Raw genomic sequence first — 23,605 nt, 5'->3', positions numbered from 1 at the left:
TCGAATATAATGTCTTTCGAATGAGGGGCTTCTCTTTTTGCCTCCAATTATATGGATCCAAATCGGCAGTAATAGCGGTTCTTCGGAAGAGCTACCGGCCGAGAGCGGCTCCGGATACCGCCTGGTCGGACCGGCTTAGTCGTCAGAGACCGCAGGAGCGGTCGGGTCCGCGAGGTCGGTTTCGGATAATTCAGACGCAGGCGACCACTCCAAATCATGCTCGTACTCGAAGGCACGGTGGTCCTGCGTAGGGTCGACAACTGTCAGAGAGAGCCAGTTGTTGTCGAGCAGATCCGTTAGTTCCGCGTGGTCAGCCAGGACGTCGTTGACGCAGTCGACGGGCGCGTGGATGACCGTCGAGAGGCGGAGCGGCTGGTGGTACGGGTCGTCGTCGGCAGCCATCAGCGACTGTAGCGGGAGGCCGGTCATCAGGTCGCCGCCGTTGCCCTGATAAACGCCGACGTTGCCGACGGGGTTGTGGGTCACTTTTGAGCCGCTCCCGTAGACGGCGTTATCGACCGTCGAGAAGTAGTACTGTGTGTTGATCCACTGGGTGACGACCATTGGGCCGGTGAGTATCGCCTCCAGCGCCTCACCGTCGGGATCGGCCGACCAGTCATACGAGTGGAGGAAGGCGCGACCGTCGAGGTCGACACCGCTCGTCAGTTCGCGGGGGCCGATGACGAAACCGGCGTTGCCGGCTAGGCCCCACTCGGGGCGGGTCTCAGCCCAGTCGGCGGCGCGGCGCTCCGTCTCGTTGACCCCCGACGATGCGTCGCTCCTCATCGACTCGGCACGCTCAGCGGCCGCGTTCTCGCGGGCGGTGGCGAGATCGGCGCGCAACTGTTCGAGGTCGTCAGTGTGGCTCTCGGGCACATCGCTGTCGTACAGTTCCACTTCGTCGGTCGTCGTGTTGTGTTCGCCGGCGAGGAAAACGGTGTCTTCGGGGATTTCGAAGCCGCGGTCGCGGAGCGCGGATCGGACTTCGGTGTCATTGCAGATCGCCGCCAGCACGCGGGCGTTCGGGCCGCCGGGGTTGCCGGCGCAGGCACCACAGTCAAGACTCGAATCGTAGGGATTGTTCGTCGTCTCGCTGGCGTGCCCGGTGAAGACGACGAGGCGACTGAACGTCTCCCAGCCCATCAGGTCGAACGCGGTGGCGGCGTACTCGACTTTCTCATCGGTAGTCAGCCCCACCGGCAAATCACCGGTGTAGGTGTGTTGATGGTGAACGAGCGGCTCACAGAACTCGTGTTCATCGGGCACCGAGTCGTCGGCCACATCCAACAGTTCCTGCACGCGTCCGGGGACAAGCGTACGGGCCGCGAGGGCGAGGCCGTACCCGCTCCCGGCAGTCTCGACGAAGCCGTAGGCCGTGGCGGCGTTGGCCTCCAGCGTCTCGATAATTTCGTCGGCGGTTTCACGGATACCAGATAAGCGGTCGTGGCTCTCTCGGGTGTCGTCGTCGGTCGGAACGTCGGTGACGTGGTGCTGGGGGTCGAGAATCGGCGGGCAGGCGTCGACTGACACGTCGGTGTCGTAGCCCTGGTACTCCATCGGAACCCCGAAGAAACCAGCGTAGCCGTGGGTTTCGTAGTCGCCCGTGGCCTCGATATGGCGGCGGATGATCTCCGAGCGGGTGTCGATACAGAAGACCATCTGGGCGTCCGGGCGGCCCGACGTGTCGCTGTCTGCGAGCGATTGGCTCTCCACCGAGACGGTCTCGACGAGGTCACCGCGGTAGCTCGCCTCCCAGGCGCGCAGGAACGCCCCGGCGAGTTCGGCGGTCGGGTCCGGATCGATGCTGGTGTTCGAGGGAGCGATAGCAGCATCGACGGCATCTAGCAGGGCCAGACGCGCCGCGAGGTACCCCGCCAGCGAAATCGGGTACGCCGACTGCCACGCACCCTCGTCATCGGCGCGCTGCTTGATGAGTCCCGTCCAGCCCGGCAGGGCAGCCAGTTGCTCCTCGAAGATGGGCACCCACTGGCTCTCCGGGTGCGGCGCAAGCACTGTTTCGATGGTCTCGCTGGGCGTCTCCGGCAGATCGGTAATGATCCCCTCGTCGGGGATATCGCCGTCGTGTTCGGCCACGCCGCGGAAGGCGGTGTAGAACCCTGCTTCGCGGTTCGGCATCGACCAGTGGGCGCTCCCCTCGTCGAGGAACGCCGATAGCCATTTCGTCAGGACCTGATCGACGCGGTCGGTGGCGGTATCGGAATCACTGTCCGTTGCATCGGCCGTGTTGGCCATGTGGTCGAGCAGTATCTCTGGGTCATCCTCGTAGCCGGCCTCGGAGAGTTCCGCGTCGAGAATCTCCGGGTCTATCTGGCCGCGCTCTAGCGCTGCACGGAACGTCTCGGCGCTAGGGTAGCCACGGCCACCCAGCAGATCGGCTGCCTGTGTGACCGCCTCACCGAACGGCTGGTTCTCGAACCCAGCGAGGGGGTTTGCCGTCACGAACGAGTGGATGGGCCAGAGGGAGCCGACGGTGGTCGCTGCGGTGTCGATGCTGTCGTGGATGGCGGATTCAGTACTCATTGTAGTCCTCCGTCGTGGTCAGCATAGTGTCGGCCGACGGCTGGCCGGCGTTAAGCAGCGCCACGTAGAGGCGCTGGCTACGCTCGTGGATCCCGGTCTCGATGCCGATGTAGATGCCGACGAAGAAGACGGCGATTATGCCGTGGAGCAGCGTCAGTTCGGTCGTTGCTGGGCTGACGGGCATGAGCCCCGAGACGCCCGTGTAGACTGCGGCGTAGATGACGATGGCCGGGAAGAAGACTACCGGGACAGCCCCGTAACGGGCCGCCGGCGGAAGCGAAGTGTGCTGGACGGCGTTGCGGGCCGCATGGAGCGTCGTGAATACCACGAAGAAGGTCAACAGGAGCCCGCTGTCGACATGCGTTCCCTTCCCTGTCAGCACTGTAAACACCGCGCCGCCGGCGAGCCCGGTCAGCAGTGTGATGACGCCGCCAACGATGCTCGTCGTCATTCCGATGGTGTGTGGCGTCCCTTCGCTCGGGGTAGTGTGTTCGACCTGTCCGCCAGCACTGAGGAACTGGTAAGCCTTGTAGAAACCGTGCAGGATGAGGTGGGTGATAGCAGCCCCGAAGAAGCCGAGGCCGGCCTGCATGATCATGAATCCCATCTGTCCGACCGTCGAACAGCCGAGTTTGCCCTTGATGTCAGTCTGAACCGATTTCAGGAGTTTCCCGCCGATGGCGCTAGCACCACCGACGCCGACGATTGCGAGCATGAGCACGGGGTCGACGGAGATGACCGGCGCGAAACGAGTCAACAGAATGCCGCCCGCGTTGACAAACCCGGCGTGCATCAGGGCTGAGGCAGGCGTCGGTGCGGTCATCGAGGAGAGGAGCCAGCCGTGGAACGGAATCAGGGCGGACTGAATCATCGCTGCGAGCACGAGTGCGCCTGCGGCGACCAGCCACACCGGGCCACCGAGTGAGTCGGAAGCAGTCGTAAGTCCGGAGACCGTAGTCGCACCGGTCGCCCACCACAGTGCTGTCAGCGCGACGCCGAGAAGCGTGCTACTGGCGATGAAGTACTTGCGGGCGACCGTGGCAGCAGCCTGTGCCTGATCCCAGCCACTGACGATACCGATGAGTTTCGCCATCAGCAGTCCCATTGCGAGCCACAACGCCCCGAACAGGGCGAGGTGGTTAGCCGCCACCAGCCCCATCACGATCACGGTGAAGCCGAACACGGTGGCGAAAAAGGGTGTTTTGAGGCGACTGCCCGCCAGATAGCGGCGCGAGTAGCTGTGAACGATACCGCTGAAGAAGGTGACGACCACCCACATCAGAACGGTCAGCCCATCAATGGCGACCGCGCCGGGTATCTCCCAGACGAACCCGGTTCGGACCCGGACAGCAAGCACAGCAATGCTCGCGGCAAACATCGACCACACGAGCCATGTGAGTGCGACGGGCACGAGCGACGAGTCAGCCGTCGTGTCCGGGAGTGATCCGACCGTCCTTGATGAGTTGTGTCCTGACATCGTTGTTCGTGACCGATCACAGACTGTGATTGATCGGTTCTGGTTGTCTTCATCCCTAGTGCGAACGGACTGGTTATTAAATCCTTCTATACTACCAATTTGTTCCTAAAATAGTAGATTATAGAACATTATGTTTTTCAGCGACGATCAGTCGGAACTTACCTTCAAAGTGTTTTCGCGGGGCTTCGAGGCCCCTATCGGCAAAATCCATCGACGGCGAGTCCCTGATCACGCGTACACACAGTGGTCTAATCAGAGAGTAGTCACGTGGTGAGCAGGGGTGATATTACCAACCCGTTCGATGAAGCCACTCGAAAATCAGACCGATATGGAAACTGAGGCAGTCACTTCGACGACTTGGCTGGCCGTGTAGTCCCTGGGCACGCAGTCGTCCGAGAGACGGCCCTGCGACAGCAGTCCCGTCCTCAGCTAACTCTCGTTTCCGGAATCAAACTTACCGAAGGGCGTCGTCTCGTGGCTTCGGACGAGTACTTCGTCGGCCACCGTCAAGCCCATATCGAGAAGTGCCTGCGCGACAGGGGTGATATCGCTATCCGATTCGCCGACGGCCGTCACGAGGAGGTTTTCCTCGCCGGTGACCAGTTCCTGAACCGATACCACACCGTCTATATCGAGGATTTCGGGGATTAAATCGCCTCGCTCGGGGATCGATGCAGTGCAGTAGAGCAGCATCCGGAGCGGATAGCCCGCCTGCTGATAGTCGACATCAGCGCTGTAGCCTTTGACGATTTCGCTGGACTCGAGATGGTTAATGCGCTTCCGGACGGTGCTGTCGGACGTATCGGTTCGTTCTGCGATGTCCCCGGACGACATGTTTCGAGCATCCTCCTGTAATGCGTACAGAATTGCCCTGTCCACGTCGTCGATTTCCTCGTCAGCCATACTAGTGTGTCCACAGTAAGGACACTTTACTGTTGTACGTTCCCCCGATACCGCTGTTGTGGCTGTTCCTATGGCGAGAATGGGGCGGTCGCTCTTGACACGGCTATCAATCGTTGACTCAGAGCCGATTCGAGAGGACGGCACGGAGGTCGTTTTGTCCATGAGTAGGTCTGCGATGAAAGCTGAGCAAGCGACCAGCAATTGAGATAACCGGCCGAAATCTGTACAAGAGTTGGTTTTCAGGTGCGCCTAAATTCCGAAGCAGTTATATATTTTTAGGCTGGCCTAATATTTATGTCGAGAGATGACACGAACTGCGAGGCCCCGACAAGACGTGACTACGTGAAGTATAGCGGCGTGGTGGTGGGTGGCGGCTTGCTAGCGGGCTGTGTAGACCAGTCCGGTTCAGAACCAGACCCGGTTCAGACGGGGACAGGAAGCCAGTCAGCCTCAAAGGCTGAACCGACAGCGGCTGGCGACGGATACGCTGTTACAATGTCGCCCGTGGGAACTGTCGAGTTCGAATCAGTACCCCAGGACGTGTTCACGATACTGGGTCACCACGTGGACATGCTGGTCGCACTCGGTCGAGGAGATGCGATCAACGCGATGCACGCGCCCGAATACCACCGATCGTTGTATCAGAAGTTCCTCCACCGACTCGAGGGGGTCTCAGTCGACTGGGACGGGCTGTACTCTTCGTGGCCACCGTCAAAGGAGAAACTGTACGAACTCGACAGCGACGTTCATATAGCGGACCCAGCGAAGGTTGCCACAGCCGAGAGATGGGACGACAGTAGCCTCCAAGAGATACGCTCGAACGTTGGCCCGTGGTTCGGGAACACGCTCAGCGGCACGCAGCAGGACCCGCCGTCAGGCTGGGCCGATGCGTACGAATACTATACGCTCTGGGAAATCTTCGGGAAGATCGCGGCGGTCTTTCAGGAGAGGGAACGGTACGAGGCGTTCGTATCTATCCGCGACTCGATGATGCAGACTATCAGGGCGGGCCTTCCGTCGGAACGTGAGCGGCCGAGCGCGGCCGTGGTCCTGTTCTCCACATCCGACGAGAAAATCTGGGGCTACAAACTGAACTATCCGGGCTACTACGCTGCTCACACCCGCCCGCTGGGTGCGACCGATGCGTTAGCCGATGCTGTCGGTGACGGGTACGGTGACAACGGACGGAACATCACGCTCGACTCCGAATTGCTTCTCGAAGCCGACCCGGACGTACTGCTCGTTCTCGGGCCAATGGCGGGGTCGCACAATCTCGCCGATATACGGTCGCAATTGGAATACGACGAGGTGACGAGAGAGATCACCGCTGTACAAGAGGGGCGGATATACGCACAAGGTGCCCGTCGGCAGGGTCCGATCCTGAACCTGTTCCAGACGGAGATGACCGCGAAACAGCTGTACCCCGACCAGTTCGGTGAATGGCCGGGCTACGTCGACGGGGATCCGTACCCCGAAATCCCCGTCGAGGAACAGCTGTTCGACCGCCAGCGGGTGGCTGACATAATCACGGGTGAAGGACAGTGACTGACGGCGATAAACCGACGCTTGAACAGCCGACACGCAGAGATTATATCAAGGGTGGCGGGCTGATTGTGGGCGGCAGTTTGCTCGCCGGATGTTCCGGCAATACTGCCACAGAGTCCACCACAGCCGAGAATGAGGAGACAGCCACGGCAACTGGGACGGAGTCCTATACTGTCACCATGGAGCCGGTGGGCGACGTTACGTTCCAGACGGTTCCCGAGCGATGGCTCCCTTACGGTGGCACTTACGCCGATATGGGCGTGGCCCTCGGGCAGGCCGATGGCCTCACAGGTATCGGCGGGGCGGACCGCTACTACACGTACGTCTACGATGAACTCCCCGGAGTGTCCGTCGACCAGGAGACGATTGACGCGTATCCGGAAGTCCGAACGAAAGAGGAGTTTTACGAACTCGACAGCGACGTCCATCTCTATGACACACAGATGCTCGTCAACTGGTTCGACTGGTCGCAGTCGGACGTCGACGAGATCGCCGAAAACGTCGCCCCGTTCGTGGGGAATCTGATCTTCCGTCGCTCCGACGAGTGGCACGACTACCGGTATTACACGCTGTATCAAGCCTTCGAGAAGGTCGCGGAGGTCTTTCAGGAACAGGCACGGTACAAGGCGTTCAGGCAGCTACACGACGACTACATTGCGGACCTGCAGAGTCAGCTCCCGCCAGCTGAGGAGCGTCCGAACGTCCTCCTTACGTTCGAGGGCTCCGACGAACCGGAGTCGTTCTCGCCCTATCGACTGAACGATAACGGCACGAGCAAGAAGCAGTGGCGTGACCTCGGTGTTACCGATGCGCTCGCCGGAACCGATATCGAGAACCTCAGTACGACCAACCGGGGCGAGTACGACTACGAAACCCTTCTAGCGGTCGATCCAGACGTTATCCTCGTCCGCGGCCACGAGCGAAAATCTGCGACCGAGTTCCGGGAGACCGTCCTGCGGTTCATGCAGGACCACACCGTCGGCAGTCAACTGACCGCGGTACAGAACGGACGCGTGTATCGCGGTGGCTACCTTCGGCAGGGTCCGATTCACAATTTCTTTTTGACCGAGCGGGCGGCCCAGCAGCTCTATCCAGATATCTTCGGCGACGTAACCTCCGACACCGAACTCTTCGACCGACAGCAAATCGCCGATATCGTCACGGGTGAGTTCGAATGACTGACCCGGACGGAGCGACGTTCGAACGACCGACGCGGAGAGAAGTCGTGAAAGGCGGTGGGACACTCGCCCTCGGTGGATTACTCGCCGGATGTTCGGGCGACAGCAGTCCGAAATCTGCGGAAACCGGGACCGACGACAGTACCACGGATACCGAACCGAGCGCTACCGAGCCAGTGACTTCCGACGGACCGTATTCGGTGACGATGGAGCCAGTCGGCACCGTCGAGTTCGAAACTGTGCCCGAGACAATCGCCCCGTTCACCGCGGATTACATCGACATGCTGGTCGCGCTCGGTCACGGCGATGCAGTACAGTCGATCTGGTACCGTGGACGATACAAGACGCTGCACTACGAGGAACTTGATGGAGTGTCTATTGACCTCGATGGGCTCACACAGCTCTGGAACGACGGCGTCTCGAAGGAACCGTTCTACGAGATGGACGCAGACCTGCACCTCATCGATCCCAACGCGCTTATCGACTGGCTTGGGGCGTGGAATCAGTCGGACCTCACAGAGATTCGGGAGAACGTCGCACCGTTTCTCGGGAACCTCATCTTCCGGCGGACTGACGACTGGCACGACTACCAGTACTACAGCCTGTACGAGGCCTTCGAGAAGGTGGCTGAAATGGTTCAGGAACGGGCGCGCTTCGAGGCGATCCGCTCGATACATGACGAGCTGGTCGAAACGGTGCAGGCTCGGCTCCCGGCATCGGAGCAACGACCGAACGCCGCGCTCATGTTCGCCGGCGAGGAACCGGAAGCGTTCACGCCGTATCGGATCAGCGGGAACGGAGCCAACAAGGAACACTTCCAGACGCTCGGAATTTCCGACGCCTTTGCCGATACCGGCGTCGAAGGGTACTCCGGCTCGGAATCGCTCGATTACGAGACGTTGCTGGAGATAGATCCGGACTCACTCCTTCTGCGATACCATCGCGAGGGGAAGACCCGAGAGGAGTTCGAGAACTCAGTACTCGCCTATATGAAAGACCACGAAGTGGGCAGTCGGTTGCGGGCCGTCCAGAATGACAGGGTGTTTCGCGGCGGCCCAATCTACACCGGCCCGCTGCATAACCTATTCATGATTGAACGGTACGCGAAGCAGTACTTCCCCGAAGAATTTACAGAGGCGCACCTGTTCGACCGGGAGCACCTCGCGACAATTATCACCGACGGTAGAGACGAATAGCGGCACCGTTTTTCGGCACGGCCTGCCACAGGTATCTCTCAGTGGCTCCGCCGTCGTGCGAAAAGACTTGGAAAGACTTTTACACAGATTCGAGTCAATTTTACACAGATGTCCACAGCCACCATACGAAACGTCCTCCGCGGTGACGGCGACCGGTTCGTCTACGTCGTCTCCGCGTTAGCCGCGCTGAACGGACTGTTATTCGGGTTCGACACCGGGATCATCTCGGGCGCGTTCCTGTTCATCCAGGACTCGTTCGTCATGTCGCCGCTCGTCGAGGGGATCATCGTCAGTGGCGCGATGGCCGGGGCCGCGGCCGGTGCGGCCGTCGGCGGCCAGTTAGCCGACCGCCTCGGTCGCCGTCGTCTCATCCTCATCGCGGCCATCGTGTTCTTCGTCGGCTCGTTCACGATGGCCGTCGCGCCGACCGTCCCCGTCCTCGTCGCCGGTCGGCTTATCGACGGCGTCGCTATCGGCTTCGCGTCGATTGTCGGCCCACTGTACATCTCAGAGATCGCGCCGCCGCACATTCGCGGCGGGCTTACCTCGCTCAATCAGCTCATGGTGACCACCGGAATCCTGCTCTCGTATTTCGTCAATTACGCGTTCGCCGACGCAGGTGCGTGGCGCTGGATGCTCGGTGCCGGGATGGTCCCGGCCGTCGTCCTCGCTATCGGCATTCTGAAGATGCCCGAGAGTCCACGCTGGCTCTTCGAGCACGGGCGGAAAGACGAGGCCAGAGCCGTCCTCAAGCGGACGCGATCCAGTGGCGTCGACCAAGAGCTCGACGAGATCGAGGAGACCGTCGAGACACAGTCCGAAACCGGCGTCCGGGACCTGCTGGCCCCGTGGCTCCGCCCAGCGCTCGTGGTCGGGCTCGGACTCGCCGTGTTCCAGCAGATCACCGGTATCAACGCGGTCATTTACTACGCTCCGACGATTCTCGAATCCACCGGCCTCGGAAGTGTGGCCTCGATCCTTGCGACAGTCGGTATCGGGACGATCAACGTAGTGATGACCGTCGTAGCGATTATGCTCGTCGACCGTGTCGGTCGTCGCCGACTGCTCCTCGTCGGTGTCGGTGGAATGGTTGCGACGCTCGCCATTCTCGGTACCGTATTCTACCTGCCCGGTCTTAGCGGGGGCCTCGGCATTATCGCCACGATCAGTCTGATGCTGTTCGTGTCCTTCTTCGCGATCGGTCTCGGCCCGGTCTTCTGGCTCCTGATATCAGAGATATACCCGCTTTCGGTTCGTGGGTCGGCGATGGGTGTCGTCACCGTCGCGAACTGGGGTGCGAATCTCCTCGTGTCGCTGACGTTCCCTGTCCTCACTGACGGTGTCGGAACCTCTGCGACGTTCTGGCTGTTCGGCCTCTGTAGCCTCGTAGGGCTGTTGTTTGTCTACCGCTACGTCCCCGAAACGAAGGGTCGGACGCTGGAGGCAATCGAAGACGACCTCCGGCAGAACATCTCGTTGGCTGACTGATACGGCCATCGAGGCCACTATCTGTGGCTTTTATAGACCAAGACGGTTTAGCGCACTGTCGAGCCTTGGGAGTCCGTCTTCGCCGAAAAACCGGACGTTTTCCAGCGCGTGAAAGGCGACGTACACATCGCGTCGCTCTTCGAAGTACCCCGCGGAGATGTCACGGTGCCGTTGGTATTCGTCGTAGAAGGCAGCACCCATCGAATCCAGTCGGTCGACGTACGCCAGGTCAACTTCAGCGTGGCCGAAGTAGATAGCTGGATCGAGGACGGCCCGTACGGTTCCGTCAGCAACCACAGCGTTTCCGGGGCGGATATCACCGTGCAGGAGTGATGGCTTGGCTGGTTCGACGAGACGACTATCGAGCGTTTCCGCCAGTCGCTGTATCCGGTCGAAATCCGCGGTTGGCAAGGTTCCATCGTTCCGTGCGGCATCTGCAAAAGGGCGGAGCCGTTGCTCGCGGAAGAAATCGATCCACGACTCAGTCCACGGGTTCGGCTGGCTGAACGGTCCCGAGAGGGTATCAAACGGAAAGCCGAACGCGTCGGCCGAGATATCGTGGAGAGACGCGACGTGGCGCGCGAGGTCACGTTCGGCCCGTTCACCGAATCGGCCGTCGCCGCGGACGAACGACAACACGAGCAGTTCCGGTTCGACGTGGAGGACGTCTGGGACGGGGAGCGGCGTGTCACGGCCGAGGTACTGAAGCATTGCTGCCTCGATTCCGAGCGGTGAGTCATCGACTTTCACCGCCACATCAGGGCGGTCGCGAAACGACACACGGTAGACCGACCCGACTTCCCCGCCGTCGAGCTCCGTCGCGTCGTGAGCGTCGGCGTCTAGTACGCTCGAAACCCGCTGTAACACTGTCGCCTTCGTTCGTTCCGCGCCCGTCCCGTCATCCATATTCGGCGTACGAGAAGCGGTCGAATATGTCTGTTTGTCTCCTGTCTCGACAGCGAAAACGGAGCTATTCCTGACGGAAACTTCCGGAAACAGACAATGCTCGAAACAGCTGGTGACGCTACACAGACCGGTCAGCGCTGTCACCGAACTGCACGACGAGTCGTTCCGTGGCGAGGGCGTACACTGTCATCTCCGTCCCCTTTTCCGAGTACCACGTTTCGGCGGGTTCGATAAGGTCAGCTTCACAGAGGCGGTCGAGATGATAGGATACACTCTGGAGCGAGCGGTCGACTGCGTCGGCGATATCCGATGCGGTCCGCGGTTCGTTCCTGACCGCCCCCAGTATCTCCTGGGCGGCCTCTGACGAGAGAATCTGAAGGACGTCAGTCGGTTCGGTACCGTTGACTACGACGTTCGTCTGTTCTCGGGGTGCATAGTCAACCGGCGGGTGATGGGGGAAGACGCTTGCCATGGGTTGTAGGGAGTTCGCTTCTGTTTGTTCGGCTCAATCCGAACAAACCAATCAAACAATTTAATACTTACGGAAGTAATAGCCGGAGATATGACACAGCAGGACACGCGGCAAACAGGGCAGCCAGTTCGGATGCATGAGTGATGACGACAGCGCGGTCGCACGCGAACGCGTCATCGAATCGATGGAGCAATCGGCCGAAGTGTACGGCCTCAGCCGAAGTGCCGGGCGAATCTACGGCGTGCTGTACTTCGCATCGGACCCTCTCTCCATCCCAGAACTCGTCGACGAAACGGGCTACGCGAAATCGACGGTGAGTAACGTCACGCGGACGCTGTCGCGTGTCGGCCTCATCCACCGCAGGTCGTCCACGGGAGGCGGCAGGCGAGTCCGGTTCGAGGCTGAACGCGAAGTCTGGTTCATCCTACAGGACGTGTTCCAGCAATACATCCAGCGGGAAGTCCAGACGACGCTCAGGACCATCCGCCGGGCGGAAGAACAGGTACCGGAAGATGCTCGCGAGCAAGAGCCCATTCAGAACCTCCGCGAGACGTACGAAGACCTAGAAGAGATCGTACAGCTCGCGTCGGAGTACTCGGCTGCCGAACTCCGCGAGGCGCTTGAGACCTACGAACAGTAGTCACCGCGTTACCAGTAGACGGTGTAGGTACACGCATCGTCACCGTTCCGACGACACGTTTCGCCCGTTTCCTCGAGAAAGACGAACGCATCGACCGGTGCGTACTGCTGGGCGATGCCCCGGATGAGGCCACGGTCGAACGGGCACGGATACGGGTTCTCACACGTCACCTCGCCGGTCCGCTCGGCCACGGATTCAAAGCGGTACTGTCCGATGTCCCCGCCACGGTGATTGCGCTGGTAGGCCTCGTCTATCGACTGGAGCCCCTCCGGAACAGTATCAAAGTCGTTCGGCCAGTCCGCGACGCTCGGGATCTGTTCGCCGAGTCGGTCGAGGACGTGCGGTTGCAGGTCATCGGCAATCGTCTCGAACGCGTTCAGCCAAGCCTGCTGTGGGTACCACTCGTCAGCCGCCGGTTCGGTGATCCCTTCCGCAGCGAGCGCTGCTAGCGCCCGTTTCCGGTACTCGTCTGAGAACTTCCCCATCGCTTCCTCGACTATTGTGAGTACCGTTTGCCCGTTGATTTCGACAGCCGGGTCAAACGCGTCGTAGGATGCCATACTGCCCAAGTGTTCACAGGGGAGGGAATAAAGACCGACCATACACACGCCACACGTGGCACGTTCAGCCTGTCAAGGAAGTGTCAACGGAATTTCGACGCTCCGTCCTGTATCGCCCAGTCTCTACGGCGCTCAGTCTTCACTCTCGTAGGGTTCGCCCAGCGCTGACGGCATCCGCGTCGAACTCCAGACCGTGAGTACGACGACGACAGCGGCGTACGGGAACAGATTGACGAGCCGGTTCGGGACCTGGATGCCGACAGTCTGGAACTGGATCTGGAGCATGTCGAGGCCCCCGAACAGCAACGCGGCGGCGGCCGCGCCGAGCGGATTGTAGTTGCCAAACAGGTAGGCGACGATACCGATCCAGCCGCGGCCGTTGACCATCGTCTGGCCCGTTCCTGTGAACGATCCCGAGTGAGCGAGCAACACAGCACCGGCGAGGCCGGCCATCGCACCCGAGAAAATCACTGCCGCGTACCGGACGTGATTGACACTGACGCCGGCGGTGTCCAGTGCCTCGGGGTTCTCGCCGGCGGCCTGCAGCCAGTAGCCGTAGCGGGTCCGGTACAGAAACACCCAGGCCCCAATCGCAAGGAGTATCGTCAGCAGTACAAGCGGCGACGTGTCGAACAGGACCGGACCGACGACCGGCAACTCGGCGAGGCCCGGCACGGTCACGTCAGCCATACTCACGAGGCCCGGGCTGTTGCGGTTCCCCCAGACGAGCACGGCCGTGAACGGCCCGAATCCGAGCCCGATGAACCAGACGGCCAGCCCTGCGACGATCTGATTGGCTTTGTATCGGATGAGCAGGACGGCGAACAGGACCGTGTACGCGACACTGAGTGCGACAGCGAGTCCCATCGCCACCCACAGGTCCGCCTGGGTGGGCGATTCGCCGCCGAGGAGCCACACGAGCGCGCCGGTGTTAGCCGCCCCGAATATCATGAACCCTTCGAGACCGATATTGAACACGCCGCTCTTCTCGGCATAGAGGCCGCCGATAGACGCCAGTGCGATGGGCGTCGCCGCCTGTAGCGTCCGCTCGACGAACCCGACGGTCAGGATATCCGCGAGAGGCCAGCCGAGCGCGACGGCTGCTGCGAGTGCCAGCACGACCGTCCCGACTGCCGCTCCGAGTCGGAGTCGTGTTCCGCGGTCATCGAAATCCATCAGTTCTCACCACCCAGGCCAGTACGTTCGGCGGCCATGCGGAACAGTTCCGGCACGGCGACGAACAGGACGACGAGACCGATGATGCCGTCGATCAGCTGGACCGGCACGTCGCTGTTGATCCTGATGTGACTCCCGGCCGAGTCGAGTGCACCGAAGAGGAAGCCCGCGGGCACGACACCCAACGGATTGTTGGCCGCGAGCAGACTCACCGCGATAGCGTCGAACCCGTACGTCCCGATACCGGCGGGGTCGCTGTAGTATCCCTGAATCATGATGGCAAACAGCGCGCCAGCGATACCGGCGACCATCCCTGAGAGAGTCATCGTCGCGACAACCGTCCGCTTGGCGTTCACCCCTGAGAAGGTCGCGGCGGCTATCTGATGGCCACTGGTCACCATGTCGTATCCGAACCGCGTTCGCGCCAGGACCCACGCGATGGCGGCGACGACCACAAGCGTCACCGCGAGTCCGACGACGGAGAAATCGGGCACGTCGAAGACGACCCGCGGGAGCGAGACGTACTCGGGAATCCGGGCCGTGTTGGGCGCACGGTTCCCCTCGCCGCGGAACGGGCCGTCGACGAGATAGCCAACGGCACCGGTCGCGATGAAGTTCAGCATGATGGTCGTAACGATCTCGTTCGCGTCGCCGTAGGCTTTCAGAATGCCCGGGAGCGCCCCGTAGGCCCCGCCGGCGATAACGCCTGCAACGGTCCCGAGGACCATCAGCAAAACGCCGCCGGTAGCTCCTGTCGGCAGAAACGGTGCAAGCTGGAGAATGGCGATGACTGTCGCGAACCCGCCGACGACGAACTGCCCCTGCACGCCGATGTTGAACACGCCCGCCCGGAACGCGATGGCGACAGCGACCCCTGTCAGGATGAACAGCGTCGTGAACTTCAGCGTCCGCGCGAGCGCGTTCGCGTCACCGAACGCGCCGACGGCAACGTTCCCGAGGAACTGTACCGGGTCGTAGCCCGCAAACGCGACGACAACCAACCCGATCAGTAACGCCAACGTCATGGACGCGGCTGCGATAGCGATGCGTTCCCCGACGGAGGCATCGAGCAACCGAGCGGCGATTCTATCCAGAACAGCGCGGGTCCGATTCGACCCCGCACCGCTCACGACTCATCACCCCGGTCACCGGCTGGCGTGCCGCCGTCGCTCCAGCTCCGCTTGGCGGCCGATTGGTCCGTCGACGATCCGGGATCAGCGCCGGTCATCAGCAGGCCGAGGTCTTCCTCGGTGACGGCCTCGGGGTCGACGATGTCGACGAACTCCCCCTCGTACATGACGGCGATACGGTCAGAGAGCTTCTGGACCTCTTCGAGCTTCGAGGAGACGAACGCGACCGCGAGACCGGCGTCCCGAAGTTCCAGAAGGCGGTCGTGGATGAACTCGATTGACCCGATATCCACGCCCCGCGTTGGGTGGGAGGCGACCATCACCGTCGGGTCGTGTTCTATCTCCCGGCCGACGACGAACTTCTGCTGGTTACCGCCTGACAGCGACGCCGCCTCCGTCGTCGCGTCCGGTGGTTGTACGTCGTACTCCTCGACGATGCCCTCGGCGTGGTCCCGGACGGCCGCCCAGTCGACGACGCCGCGTTCGACGTACGGTTGAGTCGTCTGGAAACCCAAAAGCGAGTTCCGTATCATGTCGTAATCCATCACGATGCCCTCCTCCTGACGGTCCTCCGGGATGTAGGCGATACCCTGCTCGATGCGGTCACGACGGCTCGTTCCGGTGATGTCCTCCCCGTCAAAGCTGACTGTTCCCGATTCGACCGGGCGAAGCCCGGTCAGCGCCTCGACCAGTTCAGTCTGACCGTTGCCCTGGACGCCCGCAATTCCCAGTATCTCGCCCTCACGGACGGTGAAATCGACGCCGCTGACCTGTTCCAGCCCCCGGTCACCACTGACGTGCAGGTCCGCCACTCCGAGGACCGGGTCGCCGATGGCGGTCTCGCGTGGCTTCCTGTCGAAATCGATCTCGCGGCCGACCATCAGCCGCGCCAGTTCCTGTTCGGTCGCGCCGGCGGCGTCGACGGTGCCGGCGACTTCGCCGTCGCGCAACACGGTAATGTCCTCCGCGGCGGTCAGCGCCTCGTCGAGCTTGTGCGTGATGAAGATGAGCGAGTGGCCCGACGCCGTCAGTTCCGCCATCACGTCGAACAGCCCCTCGACTTCCTGGGGCGTGAGGACGGCCGTGGGCTCGTCCAGAACAAGGATTTCCGCGCCGCGATAGAGGCTCTTAACGATCTCGACGCGCTGCTGGACGCCCACGTCGAGGTCCCGGACAGGCACGTCGAGATACTCGTCGACATCGAACCCGTAGCGGTCCGTTATCGCCTCGACATCCGCGCGAGCGCTCTCGATGTCGACTAGTCCGCGTTCGGTCGGTTCGTGGCCGAGAACGATGTTCTGGAGGACGGTCATCGGCTCGACTAGCTGGAAGTGCTGGTGAATCATTCCGATGCCGGCGTCCATGGCGTCCCGCGGCGAATCGAACTCCTGACGCTCCCCACGGACGAAGATGTCGCCGTCGTCCTGATCGTACAGCCCGTAGAGGACGCTCATCAGCGTCGTCTTCCCCGAGCCGTTCTCGCCGAGCAAAGCGTGGACGGACCCCTTTTCGAGCGTGAGGTCGACGCCGTCGTTGGCGACGACGTCGCCGAACCGCTTGGTTATCCCGCTCAGTCGGACATCGGGCGGTACCTGATCGTCGTCCCGCTCACTATCGGCCATGGTAGAAGTGGGTAGACATCTGATGAGAACAGGTGTGGTTAGTTACAGCCGGCGGCGGTACAGGGCACCTCGATATCGCCGTCGACGATGGCCTGTTTGGCCTCTTCGAGGTTCGCATCGACGGCATCGGGGAGTTGCCCCTGGAACGCCTGCCCGATCACACAGTCGACAGCCTCGTCTTCGAGGCCCAGCGTGTTCGCGCCCGCGACCGTCGACCAGTTATCCTCGGCGACGGCGGCGGCCACCTCGCGGGTGCCTTCGTTGATGTACTTGACCGCCGAGCCGAGAATGACGTCCTGGAAGTCCGGCAGTGTCTGTGACTGGTCCGCGTCAACGCCGATAGCGAAGCGGCCGTTCTCCTGGGCGGCCTCGAACACGCCCCGACCAGCCGCGGCTGCGGCGTGGTAGACGATATCGGCACCGTCGTTATACTGCGAACTGGCGATGTCCGCCGCGGTGTCGGTGTCGGTGTAGTTCCCGATGTAGCCGACGTTTACGTCGACGTCTCCGTTGACCCACTCGGCACCGGCGACGTACGACTGTTCGAAGGCGTTGATGAGCGATCCGTCGACGCCACCGACGAAACCGACCTGCGCGCTGTCCGGGGTTGTCGATCCGCCCTCGTGGGACAGGTCTTCCGTGGTCATCGTCCCCGCGAGCACGCCCGCGAGGTACGACATCTGATGGTTCGCCCAGGTGTACCCCGTGACGTTCGGCTCGTCGACGTAGTCGTTGATGAGCATCCAGTACTGGTCTTGGTACTCCGGCGCGTTCTGGGACAGCGCCTCCGTGTGGTTGTACGAAACCAGAACGATCAGGTCGTAGTCGCCGCTCTGGGCGAGTTCGGCCTGGACGGACTGGTACTGGGACTGCTCGGTCTCCTCGACCTGGTTGATGCTGATGTCGTACTCCTCGGCGGCCGTCTGCAATCCTTCCAGCGCGAGGTCGTTGAACGCGTTGTCGTCGAATCCCGCCGGGCTCGAGACGATTGCGATGTCCGTCGTTTCGCTGCCGCCGTTGCCATTACTTCCATCGCTTCCATCGCCATCGCTATCGGTGCCGCCGCCGTCTCCGCCATCACTGTTTCCGCTACAGCCTGCAAGCAGCGTACTGCCTACGACGGCAGACCCGGACGCAAGGAGGGTCCGTCGGTCCATTGTCAGCGTCGTCTCGCTGCCTGACTCCTCGGACGCATCGTGGTTCACAGACCCATTTACCATAATTGTTCATACTATTTACCGATATATGATAAAAAGATTTCGCAGAGTACAATTCGCGGCGAAACGCATCACTGGAGGCGGTTTCACAGCTGTCGTGCCAAACAACGCTCCCCCCTACGACAGGCCACTGTGACTGACCGGCTACGCTTCGGTTCGTATCTCAGTGACCCACGCCGGCTGGTTCACCGTCGTCTCGCCCGAATCGAACTCAAAGGAGAGGTCGTACGTTCGCGGGGCGTCACTCGTCAGTCTGACCAGGACGGATTCCGCGTATGTCCCCGCTGGCCTTGTCTGGTCCCACGTGACCGTCGCAGAGCGAACAGCGGTCGTGTCACCGGCTGTTCGAACTTCGCCCGTAGCCTCTGTCACACGGTACGATTCTGTACCCTCGTACCAGCCGTTTTTCGGTTTGTACACGGTCGCTTCCTGTGATTCATCGGTTTGCCGTTCGTACCCGGTGACGTAGAGACTCCTGACGACTACCGACGCTGTTCCCGAAATGGCGTCCGCCATGTCTCCGCCCTCCCCCTTGACAATGAATGTGACCGTCCCCTGAGTCCGGTTCACCCGGAGAAGTTTCTGGTCAGTATCGCTCCGGATCTGGTCCTGCCGTCGGTCGGTAGTACCGTCACCGTCAACGACTATCCGGCTGTAGACCGGGCTGTTCGCTGACGCCTGGTACTGTTCAGTTCGAACATCGCCTTCGTCAATGAACTGGTAGCGGCCCCCGTCAGCGGTCACAGCACCCTCGAATTCGAACGCTGTCTCGCCATCCGCGACAATGGCTCCCGTCGCCCGATATTCGTCGGACTCGGGCACGGTAAACCGTGCGTCGGGCGGATTGTCCGAATGCGGGCTCGCGGTACTGAATGGATACACAGCAGCGAAGACGAGCGCGAGACAGCATAGCGCCAGCACGCCGTTCAGTACCCTCGCAGTACGACGGTTCACGTCCCGGTATCAATACACTGCCCAGGGAAAGCTATTCGGGAACCGCGATGCGAGCAACGACGTTCGAGCAGGGTATCGCAGCCGGGTGTCCGCTACAGGCGATGATCTGGCCGTGGACCCGGACGACGCTCTCGTTCGGGAAATCGAGGCCCCACTCAATCGACGTAGCCGGCCCCGCTCTCAGCTTGCAGTCGCACGCTACTTTTTCGGGAGGGTCGCGATGAACTCGTTCGGACCGATGCGGTCGACGGTGTAGCCCTCGGCGTCGAACGACTGCACCTCTGCGGCCATCTGGTGATAGAGCGGCGTCGGTTCGTGGTCGTTGACTAGCGTCAGTGCCTCTCCGCTGTCCAGATCCTCGAACGCATCGAAGATCTTCGGGTGTCGCTTCGGCGGCGGAATCTCTCGAAGATCGAGTTGTTGTTCTGCCATGCGATCTATCGATCACTAGCTGCCGTAGAGAACCTTTGTGCGAATATATTCAGAGCGGGACTCCGAGCACGATACCCTTTTGCAGTTCACGCTTTGTGATACCGCGTCGACCACTTCGGTAACGACCGACGGTAAAGGCCGGCGCCGATAGCGCCCAGAACGCCACCAGCCCCACCGAGTGCGGCAAGCAGGGTCCCGGACAGCGGTGAGATGGCGAACCCGGCGATGAGGATCGGGACCAGGGGGAGAACCATTGCCGCGCCGAAAACAGCGAACAGGGCCGTATCGAAGAGGAACTCGTTCGGAGAAAGGCCGGTGAGGTACACGGTGGTGCCGAAGATGTAGCAGGCGACGCCGACGAGCAGGACGGCCCCGATGGCCGCCTCGGCGACCGACCCGCCATGCCAGACGAGTGCGAGACCGTAGAACCCGAGCCCGACCAGCGGGCCGAGCAGGAGAAATGCCCGAAACTTCCCTGCGAAAACGGCTTTCACAGTGAAAGGATGGGCGAAATATAGGCTCACGTCGTCAGATTGCGTGAGCCAGTTGTAGGTCGTGAATCCCGAGAGTCCGAGAATCGCACCGAATGAGATACCAGTCGACGGCTGTACACCCGTGATCTGACCGGCGAAATCGACCAGCACGGCGGTGACACCGAACAGCACCGCCGCCGAGAAGAGGACTTTCCCGAATCCGCCTGCGCTCCGGTGGATGTCGAGCAGGCTCTTCGTTGCAACGGGGTCACCGATCCGTCGCCACCACCGGCGGAAGGCCGGTTCGACCGTTCGGGCGGGACGGGGCGTGGTCGCATCAAAAGTAGTTGCGCCCAGCAGAAAGACGGTGACGATACTGATAACCGTCGTGCCGACCCGCAGGGGGGTCTGAGTGAGAAACAGACCGTAGGGAGTGTAGGATACGACGTCGACACCGCTGGCCAGCGCTGTGCCGACGGCGACGAGTGGGGCTGCGAATAACGCCAGTCCGGGAACGCCACGGCCAGCGAGACCGAGGGCCGCAATCGTCGTACCCATCCCGAGAACGAACGTCAGTGCCAGCGTCGTCCACAGAAGGGAGACAGTCTCAGCGACCAAGAAGGGCCCGGCGGCTCCGCTGACTGCAAGCACCGTTCCAAGAGACATCGGCAACAGAAACAGCACTGCGTAGTAGACACTGTCCTTGATGACGAACAGTCCCAGCAGCGTATGCTGCGATAGCGGGAGCGTGCGGGCAGAGAACACCAGCAGCGTCACGTCACCGAGGAGGTTCCGGAGGGCATCCCGTCCCACAAAGCCGATAGACCCCGTGTGGAGCCCGAAGACGAAGACCAGTGCGTGGAGGCCGGCGAACACGGTTTCCGGTTCAGTTCCGGTAACGGCGAGAAGCTTGGCTGCGCCGCCAACGAGCAGGCAGATGAACACCGGAAACAGGGAGAAGTGACTGCCGCGGAAGAGCCGGCTGTGGAGTCGCCACTCCTCCCGGAGCATCTCGACAAACACCCTGCGCGCCCGTCCGTCACTCATGTGTCAGTGATTTAGGTCCCTGCTCCACTGTTGCGTCAACGTTGTCCAGAAACACATCGAGGAGCGTTACATCGGCATCGAGTTCCGCCGGCCGGACATCGGCGACGAGGTCGCCGCCGTACATGATACCGACCCGCGAACAGAGTTCGGCAGCGACGTCTACGTCGTGTGTCGTGACGACAATCGTGTTGCCGGCGTCCCGGTACGAGCGCAGGAAGCGCTTGACCCGCTCCTGAACGATTGGGTCGAGGTTTGCCAGCGGTTCGTCGATGAACACGACGTCCGGTTCGTGGAAGAACGCGCCGGCGATCATCACTTTCTGCTGTTGGCCCCGTGAAAGGTCCGAGGACAGTGTGTCGAGCTTCTCGGTGAAGCCGAGTCGCTCGGCCCACGACTCGGTCTGTGCTGTCACCGCATCGCCGGGCATATCTCGGATCGCACCGACGAAGTCGAAGTACTCGCGCGGCGTCATGAAACTCGGCGGTGACTCCTTTTCGGGGAGAATCCCCGCTCGTTCGCGGACCGCTGTGGGCTGGGTTGCCGGATCGGCACCGAGCACCGCTGCCTGTCCACTGTCCGGACTGAGCTGCCCGGTGAGTATCTCCATCGTCGTGGTCTTGCCGGCCCCGTTCGGCCCGAGTAGTCCGAAGAACTCACCATCGTCGATGCTGAGTGAGAGATCCGCTATCGCGGTCACATCGCCGTACGACTTCCGGAGCGACTCGATCTCGATTGCTGTCACGGCGTTCTGTCTACTATCGTTGTTCTGTCCGTATAAGCTGTTATACTAGATAAGAACATGCCAGATGATCTGACAGCGGATTCGATGTTATCCGCTGGACGCATTCCAATTTGGGCAAGTGGGCGTCAGAGATACTCGACGAATCCCAGACGGCGGCGGCTCCGCTCAGCAACTACACCGATACCGCCGAAAGTTGAATCCGGCCGGAATCGCAGGCGAGATATGTATTGAGCGGTATAATTAGCAGAGACGTATTGGCCGAAGTGTCATCTGCTGTCCGTGTTTGTATAACCGTTGTTTGAGTATTCGATACCTCTTAACACATGACAGGATAGGTATATTACATGGCCCCGCATCGACTCCATCACCTCGCCCTCCTCTGTCTGGTCTGTGCGTCGCTCCTCTGTACCGCCATACCCGCTGGCGCAGCGCCCCCGCCGCGGCCGCTGTGTGACGCCTGCGGTGACTCGTTTGAATCGACAGCCGAGTCCCACGGCGTCTCGGTCACTGTCACCCACAGCAATGCAACCGTCTCCGTCAACAACAACGGAAGTGCAACGTGGGTCGTCCACAACCAACTGTCTAGCACGGAAGGGACTGCACGCCTTCGGGCAAACGAGAGCCTGCGGACTGCTATCGCCGACAGAGCGATGTGGGACACCGAACTCCTGAGCGCGAACGTTTCCGGCGATGGCGTCATAACGCTACGCTATCGCGAGGCCGACTTCGCTCAGCAGTCCGTCGGCGGCACGGTCCGGACTGGCGAGTTTACTGAAGCCTACGGCTATCGAAACCTCGATGGCCTCGGTGCTGACCGGCTCGTTGTCGTTGCTCCCGACGGGATGCGAATCGGACGGGCTATCGACGGCACAACCCTCTCAGACGACGGACAGCGGATGACGCTGACCGAACTCGACGACGGGCGTATCGTGACGTTCGTCCCCCGTGATACGGCCGTTGGGCCGCTGTTGAGTCTACTCGCAGTCGGAACACTGCTCGGTCCCGTGATAACGATGAAGGCGCTCGCATACATCACGCTCCCCGCAGCGGTGTTTACCCTCTTGATCGGCGCTGCCGCCGGGGGCGTCGCCTGGCTCGATTGGGATCTGGAACGAGTCCGTGACTCCTCAGGGGCCGTGTTCGCCAGCGTCGGCGCGCTGGCGGCTGTCCTGTCGCTTCTCGGAGCGACGGGCGTTTTGCGGTTAGGTGGCATAGCGGCACCGCTGTTCGGTGGTGGCACTGCGCTGTTCGTGTGCGGAATAGCCCTTTCTCAGCGGCGTGTCCGTGAGCGCACAAGCTATCGGACTGTCGTTGGCGGCGCAGTAGTCGGCGCAGGCATCGCACTCGGAGTGACGATAGCGGCGGTGCCGATGGTTGTCAGAGACGGGTTCACGTTCCCCGTGTCAACACTGTTGCTTCTTGGACCGGCGTTTGTGCTTCTCCCGGCCGGATACGCAGTCGGCCACGGGAACCGTCGGTTAGCGATGAAAACGGCTGCCATCGGGTTTGTGCTGTCGATGCTACCAGTCCTCCCGATACTGCCTACGCCGTTTGGGCTGGGTGTGCTTTTCATCCCCGTGGCCACGGCCAGCGCCGCCGCCGTTGCTATCGCCGGCCTACCCATCTTCCTTGCCGGCGTCTCACTCGGCGTCCCTTCGTCTAGCTGCTGAGGAACTCTCTGGGTATCGTCGCAGTTCAAACGCGACCCTCGATTCTGATCTGGGTCGACTGGCTCCGACGTATCAATTTGGAAGATACGACAACGGTCGCGCACTGAGTTGATCGGCTGTATATCCCTGTGCTATCTCATGCCATGTCACTTGATAATTACCCGAAAATAACATCGGTGTCACCTGATTGTACTTATGTTGCCAGTAGTACATAAGTGAGGGAACCGAACAGAGAT

The 23,605-nt window shown here is 61.4% G+C and carries 20 protein-coding genes; 6 read left to right on the top strand and 14 right to left on the bottom strand.

Features of this window, described 5'->3' with window-relative positions:
- Positions 1-135 precede the first annotated feature (135 nt).
- The 3 genes from C444_RS19065 to C444_RS19055 all read right to left on the bottom strand — a co-directional run bounded on the left by C444_RS19065 (position 136) and on the right by C444_RS19055 (position 4,921).
- On the bottom strand, positions 136-2,541 hold the full coding sequence (locus C444_RS19065) for a DUF2309 domain-containing protein (protein WP_004594719.1): 2,406 nt from the start codon (positions 2,539-2,541) through the stop codon (positions 136-138).
- Positions 2,531-4,018 (bottom strand): proton-conducting transporter transmembrane domain-containing protein, encoded by a 1,488-nt coding sequence (locus C444_RS19060; protein WP_004594718.1) that lies wholly within the window; start codon positions 4,016-4,018, stop codon positions 2,531-2,533. The genes C444_RS19065 and C444_RS19060 overlap by 11 nt, the downstream gene beginning before the upstream one ends.
- A 429-nt stretch (positions 4,019-4,447) precedes the next feature.
- Complete coding sequence (locus C444_RS19055; protein WP_004594717.1) at positions 4,448-4,921, bottom strand: Lrp/AsnC family transcriptional regulator; 474 nt, start codon at positions 4,919-4,921, stop codon at positions 4,448-4,450.
- A gap of 495 nt (positions 4,922-5,416) precedes the next feature.
- Between C444_RS19055 and C444_RS19050 the strand changes: the two genes are divergently transcribed.
- The 4 genes from C444_RS19050 (at position 5,417) to C444_RS19035 (ending at position 10,328) form a co-directional block, all read left to right on the top strand.
- The gene (locus tag C444_RS19050) at positions 5,417-6,466 is read left to right on the top strand and encodes an ABC transporter substrate-binding protein (RefSeq protein ID WP_004594716.1); all 1,050 of its coding nucleotides are present in this window, start codon (positions 5,417-5,419) and stop codon (positions 6,464-6,466) included.
- On the top strand, positions 6,463-7,644 hold the full coding sequence (locus tag C444_RS19045) for an ABC transporter substrate-binding protein (RefSeq protein WP_004594715.1): 1,182 nt from the start codon (positions 6,463-6,465) through the stop codon (positions 7,642-7,644). Before C444_RS19050 ends, C444_RS19045 begins: the two co-directional genes overlap by 4 nt.
- Complete coding sequence (locus tag C444_RS19040; protein ID WP_004594714.1) at positions 7,641-8,840, top strand: ABC transporter substrate-binding protein; 1,200 nt, start codon at positions 7,641-7,643, stop codon at positions 8,838-8,840. Before C444_RS19045 ends, C444_RS19040 begins: the two co-directional genes overlap by 4 nt.
- A 108-nt stretch (positions 8,841-8,948) precedes the next feature.
- Positions 8,949-10,328 carry a sugar porter family MFS transporter gene (locus tag C444_RS19035; RefSeq protein WP_004594713.1) on the top strand — a complete coding sequence of 460 codons (1,380 nt, stop codon included), beginning with the start codon at positions 8,949-8,951 and terminating at the stop codon, positions 10,326-10,328.
- 30 nt (positions 10,329-10,358) lie between these two features.
- Here the strand turns inward: C444_RS19035 and C444_RS19030 are convergent, their stop codons facing one another.
- Both C444_RS19030 and C444_RS19025 read right to left on the bottom strand, forming a co-directional pair.
- A complete protein-coding gene (locus C444_RS19030; RefSeq protein WP_004594712.1) occupies positions 10,359-11,234 on the bottom strand; it encodes a fructosamine kinase family protein in 876 nt (291 codons plus the stop codon).
- Between the two features lie 118 nt (positions 11,235-11,352).
- Positions 11,353-11,706, bottom strand: a complete 354-nt coding sequence (locus C444_RS19025; RefSeq protein WP_004594711.1) for an ArsR/SmtB family transcription factor — start codon at positions 11,704-11,706, stop codon at positions 11,353-11,355.
- Positions 11,707-11,842: 136 nt separating this feature from the next.
- Between C444_RS19025 and C444_RS19020 the strand changes: the two genes are divergently transcribed.
- Complete coding sequence (locus tag C444_RS19020; protein ID WP_004594710.1) at positions 11,843-12,346, top strand: GbsR/MarR family transcriptional regulator; 504 nt, start codon at positions 11,843-11,845, stop codon at positions 12,344-12,346.
- An 8-nt stretch (positions 12,347-12,354) separates the two neighbouring features.
- Here the strand turns inward: C444_RS19020 and C444_RS19015 are convergent, their stop codons facing one another.
- From C444_RS19015 to C444_RS18975, 9 genes are all read right to left on the bottom strand, one after another.
- Positions 12,355-12,906 carry a hypothetical protein gene (locus C444_RS19015; protein ID WP_004594709.1) on the bottom strand — a complete coding sequence of 184 codons (552 nt, stop codon included), beginning with the start codon at positions 12,904-12,906 and terminating at the stop codon, positions 12,355-12,357.
- A 132-nt stretch (positions 12,907-13,038) separates the two neighbouring features.
- Positions 13,039-14,082, bottom strand: coding sequence for an ABC transporter permease (locus C444_RS19010; protein WP_004594708.1), 1,044 nt, complete (start codon positions 14,080-14,082; stop codon positions 13,039-13,041).
- Positions 14,082-15,155: an ABC transporter permease subunit gene (locus C444_RS19005; RefSeq protein WP_049909651.1), complete on the bottom strand. Its 1,074-nt coding sequence runs from the start codon at positions 15,153-15,155 to the stop codon at positions 14,082-14,084. The genes C444_RS19010 and C444_RS19005 overlap by 1 nt, the downstream gene beginning before the upstream one ends.
- Positions 15,156-15,208: 53 nt before the next feature.
- Positions 15,209-16,834: an ABC transporter ATP-binding protein gene (locus C444_RS19000; RefSeq protein ID WP_004594706.1), complete on the bottom strand. Its 1,626-nt coding sequence runs from the start codon at positions 16,832-16,834 to the stop codon at positions 15,209-15,211.
- A 38-nt stretch (positions 16,835-16,872) separates the two neighbouring features.
- Positions 16,873-18,057, bottom strand: coding sequence for a BMP family lipoprotein (locus C444_RS18995; RefSeq protein ID WP_394324811.1), 1,185 nt, complete (start codon positions 18,055-18,057; stop codon positions 16,873-16,875).
- A 138-nt stretch (positions 18,058-18,195) separates the two neighbouring features.
- A complete protein-coding gene (locus C444_RS18990) occupies positions 18,196-19,005 on the bottom strand; it encodes a hypothetical protein (RefSeq protein ID WP_049909626.1) in 810 nt (269 codons plus the stop codon).
- Between the two features lie 198 nt (positions 19,006-19,203).
- Positions 19,204-19,437, bottom strand: a complete 234-nt coding sequence (locus C444_RS18985; protein WP_004594700.1) for a DUF2249 domain-containing protein — start codon at positions 19,435-19,437, stop codon at positions 19,204-19,206.
- 86 nt (positions 19,438-19,523) lie between these two features.
- On the bottom strand, positions 19,524-20,957 hold the full coding sequence (locus C444_RS18980) for a hypothetical protein (protein ID WP_049909625.1): 1,434 nt from the start codon (positions 20,955-20,957) through the stop codon (positions 19,524-19,526).
- Entirely contained in the window at positions 20,950-21,699 is a 750-nt protein-coding gene (locus C444_RS18975; RefSeq protein ID WP_004594696.1) for an ABC transporter ATP-binding protein, read from the bottom strand. Before C444_RS18975 ends, C444_RS18980 begins: the two co-directional genes overlap by 8 nt.
- Positions 21,700-22,043: 344 nt before the next feature.
- On the opposite strand from C444_RS18975, the gene C444_RS18970 reads away from it, so the two are divergent.
- Entirely contained in the window at positions 22,044-23,369 is a 1,326-nt protein-coding gene (locus C444_RS18970; protein ID WP_004594695.1) for a hypothetical protein, read from the top strand.
- Positions 23,370-23,605: the final 236 nt, after the last annotated feature.

Source organism: Haloarcula japonica DSM 6131 (genome assembly GCF_000336635.1).
Lineage (GTDB): Archaea > Halobacteriota > Halobacteria > Halobacteriales > Haloarculaceae > Haloarcula > Haloarcula japonica.
This window is presented reverse-complemented; position numbering and strand designations above follow the sequence as displayed.